The organism is Nocardioides malaquae (assembly GCF_015070385.1).
GTDB classification, from domain to species: domain Bacteria; phylum Actinomycetota; class Actinomycetes; order Propionibacteriales; family Nocardioidaceae; genus Nocardioides; species Nocardioides malaquae.
In genome coordinates this window covers 92,783-105,178 of the sequence record NZ_JADCSA010000006.1, presented here as the reverse complement: position 1 = coordinate 105,178, position 12,396 = coordinate 92,783, and the positions used below count along the sequence as shown (strand labels likewise).

Genomic DNA, 12,396 nt, shown 5'->3' with positions numbered 1-12,396 from the left:
TCCTAGGTAGCCCATATACAAGCCGTCAACGTACCGGCGAAGAGCAGCCTAGGAGCCAGCGCCGACACGGTGGGCCAGCGCCACGAACTCAAAGGGTCCGGAAACCAGCGAGTGCCTCGGTCCAGTGCTCTGGCGCGAGCGGTTCGCGATGGGGCGATGCCAGCCGGAAGCGATTTAGGTGATTTCGACTGATGCGGCGAAATCAAAGATGAGCCCGAGGGCGCATCGGTGGCGTGCGGAGAGGCTGCTGTTCCCATTGAGGAGGTGGTCGAGGTGGGAGCGGGACACTCCCATCAGGTCAGCAAGTTCCCTTCGTGACATGCGCCGGAAATGCAGTCGGTCTTTCGTGAACTTGGCTATCTCGTGCTGCTCACGAGCGGCGTCTCGGGCAGCACGTGCGGGGACGCTGGACGGGTCGGCGGGCAGCCACGCCACAGGCTGGTGGGTTCCAAAGTGGCTGCTGGTCTCTGGGGTGAGCCACTCACGGGGGGTGGCCGGCAGCGGCTGGGGGACGAGCGGCATCGGTTGGTTCCGCTGGTTCTCAGGGGCATCGGGCACGCCTGACGGTAGGCAGACGCGAGAGCGTTCCACCCACGGTTTCGATCATTATATACGCTAATGACTTGTATCAAGATTCACTGCATGGTTTGCTGATCGAACCCGGTCGGCGCGCGTCCCAGCACTCCGATGACCGGCGCATGAACACACTGCGCACCTCGAAGACGACCTGCTCGTCCACTGACCTCGAATCACGAACCATCGCTCGACCAGCGACCCCACAGCGGGTGAGGAGGTCGAAGTGCCCGACCTCCGCCCACGCCAAGTTGGGCGCTACCGACTCCACCCGGAAGGGGTGGACGAAGTGACGCGCCGTCGCGCCGGGGAGGCGAACAAGCGAGGCCAGTTGGCGACACTCACTGGTCCGTTCATCCTGCGGGACGGGCTGGCCCAGTCAGGGGCCATCTCCCTCGTGGACGCATTCACCATCGTGAAGGCTGACTGGGAGCGTCAGGTCGCTGAAGGTGTCATCAGCGACGGTGTCATCAAGACGTACCTTCACACCCTTTCCTTTTTCCTCGGAGTCGCGGCACGTCTCGGCGTGACCCTGCTTGGGGATGTCACCCCGAACGTGGTGCTGGCGTGGCTGCAGATGCCGGGCAAGGCTGGCCTGTCTCCAGCGCGCAATGTCATGTGGCAGCGACGTTCGGCTATGCGGTCCTTCCTTGAGACGTGTCGGGTGCTCGGGTTGGTGGAGCACAACGCTGCCCATTCTGTTGAACTGCCCGGTCGTAGCACCCGCTACGTGCGCCCCTACTCCGACGTCGAGATGGGCCAGTTGCAGCGGGTGTCGCGCAGTGAACTAGGGGACCTGCGTACCCCTGCTGTGTTGGCGCTGGTGATGTGCGGTGCCTCCACTAAGGAACTCATCAACGTGACCGTCGCCGACGTGGACGTTGCGAACGGGCGCGTGTGGCTGTGTGGTGGCGGTTACCGCCAGCGCGACCGCTGGGTGACGTTCCTGACCGACTGGACGACAGAAGCCATCACCCAGCGTGTCACCGAACTGCGCACCACCTATGGAGCCGACGCTGACGCGGTGTCGCTGGTCTACAAGCCGCACCCCTCCCAGCCGACCCCAACGCGTCAGGCCACCGCAGGCAACACCGTGCTCCTCCGCTTGCAGAAGAAAGCGCGCCTGCACGTCCCCGGCGTGACCCGCACAGAGTCGATTCGCGAATGGACCGCCGCCACTATCTACGCCGAAACTGGCTCCCTCATCGAGGTGGCCCGCCGATTGGGCATGGCATCCCTCGATGCTGCTGCGCACATCGTGGAGTACGACTGGACCAGCGACATCGACACCACCCCGCCGCCTCACCGCGTCGCCACTCCAGAGGCGGGTGAGCAGGCATGACCCAGTCCGCTCTCACCGCCGCAGCCGTTGCCTACGTCAGCAGCCTCACCCCCAAGCAGGTCAACGACGCCCTCACCGACGAAGACATCACCACCGTTGCTCCCGTCCAGTTCCGTCCCCGCATGAGCCGAGCCGGTGAAGACACCTCCTCCGTCGGTCCCACGGTGCAGATGCGGGCCATCTACACCAGCCAGTGGTTCTGGGAGATTGCCGCCGAATGCCCCAACAACCGCATCTGGTGGGGCGGCAAGGAAACCGACCTCGACAAGCGCCGCGAAGGCGCACCGCTCCACTTCCCCGACTACCTGATGCTCTTCTTGGTCTGCCTCGCGGGCGTGAAGGGCGTCGGCACCATCAACGCAGCAGCAACACTGCTGCGCGACGAGAAGGTCTGGCGCGACCTCGTCGAACACATGGACACCTACGTCCCCGAAGAGTGGACCAAGTTGGGCGACCTCCCGCAGCGAAACCCCAAGAGGACCCCAAAGCACGCCACCTTGGCGACCCCCGGCACGGAGCCCACCGACCGCACCCGGCCACTCCAGCCCACCAAGAAGAAGGCCAAGCGCAAGAGGAAGGGAAACGTCACCCAGTTGCGCCCCCGCAACGAGCGCCCCCTCACTGCACCGCCCAGCCCGAACACCCTCGACTACTGGGTCCTCAAATGGCGTGGATACCGCCGCAGCAGCGCAGGCCGGGTCCGACTGGAGCCCGGACACGAGTACTACGGCCTCCAAGCCCGCGTCATGGCGAAGTTCCGTGAAACCGCGTTGGCACAGGCGCAAGCCATGGGTGTCCTCGACTCCACCGCGAACTTCGTCTACAACCAGCCCGACCGCAACCAGTACGTGGGGTTCGATGGGGTCGTATTCAAGGCACCCCGCAAGGGCCGCTTGAGCACCGTCGGTACCTACATGACTGGAACCGGTGAAGCCGCTCGCGGCACGAAGTACGGCATCACCTCAACCCGCGTGAACGGGCAGCGACACTCCCGCGTCATCCTCGACTTCGCCCACATCCACAAGTCCCTCGACGGCTCCTACCGAGGCGAATCGCCGATGGTCGAAGCCACCCTTCCCGGCATGCGTGAAGCCACCAATGGCGGCATCAAGGGACTCCTCGTCGACTCAGTGATTCGGGGTCGGGCCGTCGAGCACCTCCAACGTCACGGCGTCACCGTCATCAACTACCCGCACGCAAAGACCAACCCCAAGGGTGGAGCGGGCCGACGCCTCGCAGAAGGCCGCGTGGAGAAGACTCACCTGCGGCACGCGGTCAGCCACCTCAACGACTTTCACATCAACTGCGAGCATCACGTCTTCGCCGTCGGCGGCGAACTCATGGAAGCCGTGTTCACAGGCGAGGGCACCTACGCCCTCACGCCACTCCCAGTCGTCAAGTACGAGCAGCGCGGCAAGGCCACCAACGGCACCCGACGCGAGTACCTCACCGTGAAAATCACGTGCCCCCACACCCGAAACGACCTCACCGAACGCATCGCGCTGTTCCACACACCCGCCACCTCGAACGACCCCAACTACATCTGGGGCGAGGTGTGCCGCGTCTACCCACCCGGCTCATGGCAAGCCAAGTACCTCTACGGCGCACGCAACGACACCGAAGCCCGCCACGCCGACCTCAAAGCACGCGTTCAACACTTGCCCGGAGACCGCGACGGCCAGATGCTGCGCCTCCTCGGCGCATCCATCGCCAACAACGCGTTCTCATGGCAGGTCCACCTTCAAGCACACGGCCTCGACAATGTCGTCGACGACACCGCCTAGCCACATGCACCCCTCAAAGCCACCGCCTCAACCACCACCCGGTTCAGGCGGCAACAGGCATGCCCACACTCCGAAATCAGGCCCTCAACACCCCAGTTGAGGGCCTTCTTCATACCCAAAACACCCCGAGAAGGTCAGCCTCCGGCCCGAGGCACCCCCAAAACGACCTCTGCCCGACGCTGTTCGCGTCGGGCAGAGGTTTTCAGGGACGATTTCCCTGTAAGCGATGAAGAGCCCGGCCGTTGTTGACGGGGGATACAACAACGACCGGGCCGGGTGAAAACCTACGCCACCGAAGGTGGGGACACAACCACTGGGTTAGAAATCAACCACCAGTCGGACACGCTGTCGGTCATTGGACCCGGAATCGCCGGGGCTCTCTCACGACACCGGCCGCGATCAGCGGATCGTCACCTGACGGTTGGCCAGTCCCGCGCGCGCCGAGCGCTCCTCGGGAGTGAGGTCGGCGCTCTGGGCCAGCGCCGTCTCCAGCTCGGCGGCGAAACGGCTCGCGGGCTCCTCCAGGGCAGCGGCACCGGTGCCGACGGGCAGGTCCCAGACGGGCGCCAGCAGGCCGTGGGCGCGGAACATGCCCACGAAGCGCGAGTCCTCGACCAGGACGTCCTTGCCGGCGGCGTGGAGCCGGGCCAGGGCGGTGAGCAGTGCGTCCTCGTCGTGCGGCATCACCCAGCGCAGGTGCTCCTTGGTGCCCACGTTGGTCCAGTAGGCAGCCTCCACACCCGTCAGCCGCTCGGTGGGGTGGATGGTCTCGTTGGCCTGCTGCAGGGCGGCGGTGAAGTCGTCACCGGCCTGGTCGACGTCGGCGACCCAGTACTCGAAGCCGTCGTGCACCGTCACGTCGAGCTCGGGCGTCGCCAGTACGTCCTGCAGGCGCGGCCCCGCGCCGGGGTCGGAGGTCAGGCCGACGATGCCGGACTCCCCGCGCTCCGCCTGCTCCAGCGCGGTGAGCAGCACGGCGGCCAGGTCGCGCGACGGGTCGCCGTAGTGGTGCTGCACCTGCAACCCCAGCCAGACCTCGCCCGAGTCGCGCACCATCGCCGGCGCGGCGGCCGGCAGGAGCGTGCAGAGCTTCACCACACGCGTACCGGCGCCGGTGACGCCGTCGGCCAGCGTCAGGGGCGCGGTCGCCGCGGGCACCAGCTCGCGCAGGGCGATCAGGTCGCACTCACCGGCCAGCCCTTCGAAGGGTCGTGCGACGAAGGGGCTCGTCGCTCCCCCGGCGGCGCCGTGGCAGGCCTTGTAACGCTTGCCCGACCCGCACGGGCAGGGTTGGCGCGGGCCGACCTCGCCCTCGGCCGGCGGGGCAACGTCGCGGTTCTTGCGGGACTTCTTCGCCATGGCGCAGAAACTACCCGCTCACTCGTCGAGCAGCTCCAGCATGTAGCCCGGGCGGTCGGAGATGACCGCCTTCACCCCGAGGCTGCGGCAGAGCTCCAGGTCGGCCCGGGTGTTGACGGTCCAGACGTGGATGTCGCGTCCGCTGGCGACCAGCCGCCGCGCCAGGCCCGGGTGGTCGCGCAGCTCCTTGATGCCCGGCCCCACGATCCAGTCGTCGCCGATCACCCGCTTGAGCATCGGCCACAGGTGCGCGTGCTCGATGAGCTGCACCAGGCGTACGTCCGGCGCGGCGCGCTCGACCCGCTGCAACGCCGTCCAGGAGAAGGACATGACCCTCACCGGTGAGTCCTTGCCCGCCCAGCCGAACTCGCGCAGGAGCTCGACCAGGCGGCGCTCGACCAGTCCGCCGTAACGCACCGGGTGCTTGGTCTCGACGGCGATCTCGACGGGCCGGTGGTAGTCACGCACGGTCTCGAAGAGCCGCCTCAGCGTCAGCACGCGCCGGTGGTCGTCCGCCTCGTCGGGGGCCTCGTCGTCGAGGTCGCCCCACGGGTTCTTCCAGGAGGCGAAGTCGAGCTGGGCCAGGTCGTCGAGGTTGAGGGTGGAGACCACGCCGCGCCCCTCGGTCGTGCGGCGCACGTGGCGGTCGTGCACGCAGACGAGGTGACCGTCCGCGGTGAGTCGTACGTCTGCCTCCAGGCCCTCGGCCCCCACGTCGAGGGCGGCGACGTAGGCCCCCAGGGTGTGCTCGGCCTTCTCGTGGCTGGCGCCCCGGTGGGCGACGACCTGCGGTCTCATGCCCCGATCATGACCCACGTCAGCGCCGACGGCAGAGAGGCTCAGGCGCTGAAGCGGACGGCGCGCTGCTTCTTCCACGCGCCGGCCAGCGCCGCGAACATCTCGTCGCAGAGGAGGCGGTCGACCTCAGTGCGGTACTGCGGGAAGAAGTAGGTGTCGGTCGGGTGCGCGTCGTCGGCGGTGACCACGCGGAAGGCGTGGAAGGCGCCCATCCGTTGCGGTTGGTCGACACCGAGCACGTCACCCAGCATCACGTCGAAGCCGGAGCCCTCGGGCTTGCGGGGGTCGATGGTGCGCCACAGCAGGTGGTGGGTGGTGAGGAAGAGAGCTCCCGCGACCTCCTCGGTGCCCTGGGCCCGACGCAGCTGGGCGAAGTGCACCGGCGTCTCCCCCGGGACGAGGGCGGGCTTGACGAGCTGCCAGAAGGGGCCGCCCGTCAGCCGACCGATGAGATGCGAGTCACTCATGCCGGACACAGTAGAGGAGTCGCGACGCCCTTCACCGGGCTTCCGGGACGGCGTGGCCTCTCGCCAATGTGGAATGACCCGAACGGACCATGCGTCCTAGTCCGAGCGGGACTACCCGCGGTCAGGCGTCGTCGGGCGTCACGGTGGCCAGGAGGGCCAGGCAGCTCACCAGCACGGTGCCGCAGAGGAAGACCGCCAGCATGAGCCCGGGGGCGACCGACTGGTCGACGCCGGAGGCGGCCAGCTCGCGGGGCGAGGCAGCACCCACCATGACGAAGACCGCCGCGAGGGAGAGGCCGCCGGCGCTCACCGCGGCGCCGACCGACCGTCGCCACCAGGAGAGAGCGGCTGTGACCGCCACTGCCAGGACCAGCGCGAGCACCAGCACGGCGAGGAAGGTGGGGATCGGCGAGTCGCCGACCTCGGCGTCGCCCGACGCGAGCCACCACCCCGGCACCCAGGCCTCGGCGTCACCGGCCGTACGCCGCAGCCACGGCAGCGGAAGGGTGAGCAGGAGGAGGAGACCGGCGACCCCTTGGATCCGGTGCAGACTCGAGGAAGGGAGGTAGGCAGCCACGCCGTGACTCTACGCGGCGGGCCCACGCACTCCGACGGTCGGCGGCTCAGGCCTGCTCGCGCAGGTACTTGCCGAAGTGGGGCACCGTGAAGGCGATCTTGCCGCGCTCGCCGGAGTAGATCAGTCCCTTCTTCAGCAGCGCGTCCCGGGCCGGCGAGAGCGACTGCGGCTTCTTGCCGAGGAGCGCGGCGACGTCGGCGGTGGGCACCGACCCGATGTCGTCGACGGGGTCACCGCCCTGCTCGGCCAACGCGACGGCGGCGTCGGCCATGGCCCGCAGGTAGTCGCGCTCCCCCGGGGTCGCCCGTTCGAAGCGTGACCCGAAGAAGCCGACGGCCAGCTCGGCCTCCGCCTCGGGGGCGGCGACCGTGACGTCGTCGAGGGTGATCGGCGAGCGCGGCGCCCGGTCCCAGACCGCCTTGCCGTAGGCCTGGATGAAGTAGGGGTAGCCGCCGGTGGCCGCGTGCAGCGCGTCCAGGGCCTCGACGGTGTAGCAGGCGTCCTCGTCCTCCGCCGGCAACGACAGCGCCGCGTCGGTGCCCTCACGGGTGAGCCGGTCGATGCGCTGGTAGGAGAAGAGGCGCTCGCTGTACGACTTGCTGGCGCTCAGCACAGCGGGCAGGTGCGGCAGGCCGGCGCCGACCACGATCACCGGGAGCCGGGACTGGCTCATCTCGTGGCAGGCGGCACAGAGCGCGGAGACGTCGTCGGGCCCGAGGTCCTGCATCTCGTCGATGAAGACGGCGACCCCCTTGCCGAGGTCCTGGGCGAGGCCTCCGACGTCGGTGAAGAGCTCGACCAGGTCGATCTCGATGTCGCCGGAGTCGGCGCGGCCCCGCACGGCCGGTGCGTCGATGCCGGGGCTCCACTGCTCGCGCAGCTTCGCGCCCGCCGGGGCGTCGCGCTGGGCGAAGGAGCGGATGACCCCGAGCACGTGGTCGGTCTCGTCGGGCTGGGGGTGGCCCAGCTCGCGCACCGCCTGGTGCAGGGCGCTGGAGAGCGGGCGCCGCAGTCCCTGGTCGGGTCGTGCCTCCAGCTTGCCGGTGCCCCAGCGCTTGCGGACCGCGGCCGAGCGGAGGGTGTTGAGCAGGACGGTCTTGCCGACGCCCCGCAGACCGGTCAGCACGATCGACCGCTCGGGCCGGCCCTTCGCCACGCGTTCGAGCACGACGTCGAAGGCGGCGAGCTGGTCGTCGCGTCCGGCCAGCTCGGGAGGTCGTTGGCCGGCGCCGGGCGCGTAGGGGTTCCTGATCGGGTCCACGATGGGACGGTATCGGCGTTTCTAGCAGACTCCCTAGATTTGGCCAGAGTGTCGTATCAGCGTCAGAGTCCGAAGGCTCCGCCGCTGACGAGGATCACGATGCCGAGGCCGATGAGAACGATGGGGAAGAGGATGTGCTCCCAGCGTTCGAGCACTTCGGCGATCGGGGGGCGGGTGGCGACGAACTTTGCCAGGGCCACCAGGACCGCGACGAGCGCGAGGAAGACGATGCAGTAGGCGACTACTGCGAGAGGTTCCACGCTGAGGAAGACAGGGGTGTAGACGCCGATGTTGTCGCCGCCGTTGGCAAGGGTGACGCCTGCGACTGTCCACACGCCGACCTTCTTGCCGGCAACCTTGGCTTGGTCGTCATCGTCGTCATCGTCTCCGCGCCAGGCCTGCCATGCGGCCCAGAGGCCGAGGCCCAGAGGGATGAGACCGAAGTACGGGATGGCTGCCGAGGGCAGGAATGCTCCGGCACCGATGGTCACCAGGACCGCGGCACCGAGGATGCCGGCGAATCCGAGGTACTGGCCGGCCAGAATGCGGGCGGTAGTGCCGCGCTGGCCTGCCCCTCGCGCGAAGAAGAGGGAGAGCACGATGATGTCGTCGATGTTGGTCGCTGCGAACAGGCCCATCGCCTGCAAGACCGAGGTGAGGATCATGCGCCCTCCCCAGCTGCGTCGCATCCGGGAAGCGAGCAGGCGGGATCGATGCACGGGGCGTCTTCGTCCACTGCCAGGGTGGCATCGACCAGTGCCGTCAGCGCCTGCGCCAGGTGCGAATCGGCGATCTCATATCGTGTCCGACGACCCTCGGGCTCGGAGACGACGATCCCGCAATCGCGCAGGCATGCCAGGTGGTTGGACACGTTCGGGCGTGTCAGGTCCAGATCTCGGGCCAGTTCCGCCGGGTAAGCGGGATGGTCGAGCAGGGTCAAGATGATCCGGGATCGAGTGGGGTCGGCCAGTGCACGACCCAGGCGGTTCATCACGTCGAGACGCGAAGCAATAGTCAGCATGGACTGAATTATACAGCGCGCACTGAACACTCGGTCACAGGCGTCAGCCCAGATCGCATGCCCGTAAGGGGAACCCTCACCGGACACCACCGCTACTTATCGAGAGGAACGACGGCACGCCTGGCGGGCTGTCCCGCAAGACCCGTGGGTCATGCAGACGATGGCGACACTGGCGCCCGGTTGGGGCGTAGCAACTGAACGCTCCGCGGATGGCGCCCCAGACCTCGTTGCGTTGGCTGGCAGTGGTGGGTAGGTCGACGCGGGCGAGGGGCAGATCGGGGCGTAGTGGCACGAACACGATCGACTCCTCGGCCTTGAATCCGAGCAGGTGGGGGACGGCGGCGATCAGCTCGTCGGGGGAGTGAATGGAGAGGGTCATACCTGTCAGGTGCGCGGTCCGATCCAGAGGCTGAAAAACCCTCACATCAGGTGTCGCAATAGTGATCGACGCACCCTTTCGTTCGCGGTGGCGCTTGGTGGAAATATACCCAGGGGGGGTATACCCTCATGGTATGAGTACGCATCGCGATCATCAGCACGAACACCGTACGGATGACGCGGGCCATCATGCTGGCCACCAGGGAGGCGGCGCAGACCTTCGGGACGCCCCTGGGGATCACGAACATGGCCCCTCTGCGCACGAGGGCCACGGCGAGCACCACGAACACGGCGGCCACTCCGGGCACGGCGACCACGTGGGCCAGTTCCGACGACTGTTCTGGATCATGCTGGTCTTGGCGGTCCCTGTGGTGGCATTCAACGCGATGTTCGCCCATCTGGTCGGCTATCACCTACCAGATGGTGAATGGGTCCAGTGGGTCTCGCCGATCCTGGGCACAGTGCTCTACGTCTGGGGCGGCTGGCCGTTCCTGACGGGCGCGGTCTCGGAGATTCGGTCGCGCAAGCCCGGGATGATGTTGCTCATCGGGTTGGCCATCTCTGTCGCGTTCGTGTCCTCGTGGGGCTCCACGTTGGATGTGTTGGACGACCAACTGGACTTCTGGTGGGAGTTGGCCCTGCTGGTCGTGATCATGCTCCTTGGGCACTGGATCGAGATGCGCTCGCTGGCCCAGACCACCTCCGCGTTGGACTCCCTGGCCGCGCTGTTGCCCGATGAGGCCGAGAAGGTCGACGGCGACGCCGTCGTGAAGGTTGCTCCCTCGGACCTGGCAGTGGGCGACGTGGTCATCGTTCGCCCCGGGGCAGCGGTTCCTGCCGACGGCAAAATCGTGGACGGCAGCGCGAGCATGGACGAGTCCATGGTCACCGGCGAGTCCAAGACCGTACGTCGAGAGGTGGGAGAGTCGGTGGTCGCTGGAACGGTCGCCACCGACTCTGGCTTGCGGGTGGAAGTCACCGCCATTGGTGATGACACTGCGTTGGCTGGCATCCAGAAGCTTGTCGCGGATGCGCAGGCTTCCTCCTCGCGTGCGCAACGGATCGCCGATACCGCAGCCGGCTGGCTGTTCTGGTTCGCGCTGGGCTCCGCGGTCATCACCGCCATCGTGTGGACACTCGTCGGGCTGCCCGATGACGGCGTCGTACGCACGATCACCGTGCTGGTGATCGCGTGCCCCCATGCACTGGGCCTGGCGATCCCACTCGTGGTGTCGATCGCGACCGAACGCGCGGCTCGCGGTGGCGTGCTGATCAAGGATCGCCTGGCGTTGGAATCCATGCGCACGGTGGACGCCGTGCTCTTCGACAAGACCGGAACCTTGACCAAGGGCGAGCCGACCGTCACCGGCATCGAGCCAATCGATGGGTACTCCGAAGACGCGGTCCTGTCACTTGCTGCCGCAGCCGAGAGCGACAGCGAGCACCCGCTCGCAAGAGCGGTGACCGGCGCTGCGAAGCACCGGAGCCTGGACGTTCCGGCGTACGCGGAATTCTCGTCCTCACCGGCAGTTGGCGTCCGCGCGAGGGTCGATGGCTCCGTGGTTGAGGTCGGAGGACCGTATCTGCTGGAGCACCACGGCCTGTCGGAGTTGCCGATCGCCGACAAGTGGCGCACCGAGGGCGCCATCATCTTGCACGTCGTCGCCGACGGTGAGGTGATCGGCGCCCTGCGCCTGGCCGATGAAATCCGCCTTGAGTCACACGACGCAGTGGACGCGCTCCATGCAGTGGGCGCGCAAGTCGTGATGATCACCGGTGATGCCCAGGCGGTCGCTGAAACAGTCGCTGCTGAACTCGGCATCGACCGGGTGTTCGCCAGTGTGCGGCCCGAAGACAAGGCAGCCAAGGTTGCCGAACTCCAGCGTGAAGGCCGGAAGGTGGCCATGGTCGGCGACGGCGTCAACGACGCTCCAGCCTTGGCGCAGGCCGATGTTGGTATCGCTATCGGCGCAGGCACAGATGTGGCGATCGGCTCGGCCGGGGTGATCCTGGCCAGTTCGGATCCGCGTTCGGTGCTGTCGATCTTCGAACTGTCGAATGCGGCATACCGCAAAATGAAACAGAACCTCTGGTGGGCAGCTGGATACAACCTCATCAGCGTCCCCCTCGCCGCAGGTGTCCTGGCACCGGTCGGGTTCGTGTTGCCGATGAGCGTCGGAGCGATCTTGATGTCCGCCTCCACCGTCGTCGTGGCCCTGAACGCGCAACTCCTACGCAGATTGGACCTGACGCCTGAACAGAGCGCGGCGAGGACTCTGAACCGCACGGCGTCCAACTGAACGCCGCACCCCGTCCATCTGACCCACATCCAGTGAAGTCACCTACTGTCCCCAAAGGCAGGCCAACTAGACTGCTGGCGATGACCCTAAACGCTCGCTGGAGCGCCCCGCACCGACCTGCAGCACGCCTGCTGGTCCTTGTGGGCGTGTTCTTGGGACTGTTCGCCATGCATGGCCTCGGCGGCCACGGCACCGCGGGACACGCGGTGAGTGACACAGGCGCAACGCAGATGACGCTCATGGCTCACGCAGGAGACGTGAGCCACGCAAGCGAGACCGCTCCAGAGCAGGCCACGCTGAGTAGTGCCGCCGAGCCGGATGACGACGGCGACGGGGCCATGACGATGGTGGGCCTGTGCCTGGCTGTCCTGCTCGTGGGGCTCTTGCTGCTGCGGCTCCTGCGCGGGCTACCCCGCGGATTGGTCTTCCTTCAAGAACGTGCTCCAAGGTCGGCCCCGATCCCGCAAGCCGCCGCGCGCGATCCAGATCCTCCTTGCATCTACAAACTGTCGGTCCTACGGAACTGATGGGCGCCC

Annotated in this window: 12 protein-coding genes; 4 read left to right on the top strand and 8 right to left on the bottom strand. The window is 67.2% G+C overall.

Annotated elements, in window-relative coordinates; all coding sequences use genetic code 11:
* Nucleotides 1-853 precede the first annotated feature (853 nt).
* Together IEQ44_RS07920 and IEQ44_RS07915 are read left to right on the top strand one after the other, a co-directional pair.
* The gene (locus tag IEQ44_RS07920) at nucleotides 854-1,915 is read left to right on the top strand and encodes a site-specific integrase (RefSeq protein WP_193637905.1); all 1,062 of its coding nucleotides are present in this window, start codon (nucleotides 854-856) and stop codon (nucleotides 1,913-1,915) included.
* Nucleotides 1,912-3,699: a hypothetical protein gene (locus IEQ44_RS07915; protein ID WP_193637904.1), complete on the top strand. Its 1,788-nt coding sequence runs from the start codon at nucleotides 1,912-1,914 to the stop codon at nucleotides 3,697-3,699. The genes IEQ44_RS07920 and IEQ44_RS07915 overlap by 4 nt, the downstream gene beginning before the upstream one ends.
* A gap of 399 nt (nucleotides 3,700-4,098) precedes the next feature.
* On the opposite strand, the gene IEQ44_RS07910 is transcribed toward IEQ44_RS07915, so the two are convergent.
* From IEQ44_RS07910 to IEQ44_RS18045, 8 genes are all read right to left on the bottom strand, one after another.
* Complete coding sequence (locus tag IEQ44_RS07910; protein ID WP_193637903.1) at nucleotides 4,099-5,058, bottom strand: DUF5926 family protein; 960 nt, start codon at nucleotides 5,056-5,058, stop codon at nucleotides 4,099-4,101.
* 18 nt (nucleotides 5,059-5,076) lie between these two features.
* On the bottom strand, nucleotides 5,077-5,856 hold the full coding sequence (locus IEQ44_RS07905; RefSeq protein WP_193637902.1) for a glycerophosphodiester phosphodiesterase: 780 nt from the start codon (nucleotides 5,854-5,856) through the stop codon (nucleotides 5,077-5,079).
* A gap of 41 nt (nucleotides 5,857-5,897) precedes the next feature.
* Nucleotides 5,898-6,323 carry a hypothetical protein gene (locus IEQ44_RS07900; RefSeq protein ID WP_193637901.1) on the bottom strand — a complete coding sequence of 142 codons (426 nt, stop codon included), beginning with the start codon at nucleotides 6,321-6,323 and terminating at the stop codon, nucleotides 5,898-5,900.
* A 121-nt stretch (nucleotides 6,324-6,444) separates the two neighbouring features.
* Nucleotides 6,445-6,900: a hypothetical protein gene (locus IEQ44_RS07895; protein WP_193637900.1), complete on the bottom strand. Its 456-nt coding sequence runs from the start codon at nucleotides 6,898-6,900 to the stop codon at nucleotides 6,445-6,447.
* A gap of 46 nt (nucleotides 6,901-6,946) precedes the next feature.
* Complete coding sequence (locus tag IEQ44_RS07890; RefSeq protein ID WP_193637899.1) at nucleotides 6,947-8,161, bottom strand: ATP-binding protein; 1,215 nt, start codon at nucleotides 8,159-8,161, stop codon at nucleotides 6,947-6,949.
* Nucleotides 8,162-8,223: 62 nt separating this feature from the next.
* Complete coding sequence (locus IEQ44_RS07885) at nucleotides 8,224-8,826, bottom strand: cadmium resistance transporter (RefSeq protein WP_193638007.1); 603 nt, start codon at nucleotides 8,824-8,826, stop codon at nucleotides 8,224-8,226.
* Complete coding sequence (cmtR, locus tag IEQ44_RS07880; protein ID WP_006590980.1) at nucleotides 8,823-9,182, bottom strand: Cd(II)/Pb(II)-sensing metalloregulatory transcriptional regulator CmtR; 360 nt, start codon at nucleotides 9,180-9,182, stop codon at nucleotides 8,823-8,825. The genes IEQ44_RS07885 and cmtR overlap by 4 nt, the downstream gene beginning before the upstream one ends.
* A gap of 76 nt (nucleotides 9,183-9,258) precedes the next feature.
* A complete protein-coding gene (locus IEQ44_RS18045; protein WP_193637898.1) occupies nucleotides 9,259-9,561 on the bottom strand; it encodes a DUF4192 family protein in 303 nt (100 codons plus the stop codon).
* Between the two features lie 316 nt (nucleotides 9,562-9,877).
* Here IEQ44_RS18045 and IEQ44_RS07870 point away from each other — a divergent pair, with 316 nt between their 5' ends.
* On the top strand, nucleotides 9,878-11,860 hold the full coding sequence (locus IEQ44_RS07870; protein WP_319804567.1) for a heavy metal translocating P-type ATPase: 1,983 nt from the start codon (nucleotides 9,878-9,880) through the stop codon (nucleotides 11,858-11,860).
* An 80-nt stretch (nucleotides 11,861-11,940) separates the two neighbouring features.
* Complete coding sequence (locus IEQ44_RS18040; protein ID WP_227487124.1) at nucleotides 11,941-12,387, top strand: DUF6153 family protein; 447 nt, start codon at nucleotides 11,941-11,943, stop codon at nucleotides 12,385-12,387.
* The last annotated feature ends 9 nt before the right edge of the window (nucleotides 12,388-12,396 follow it).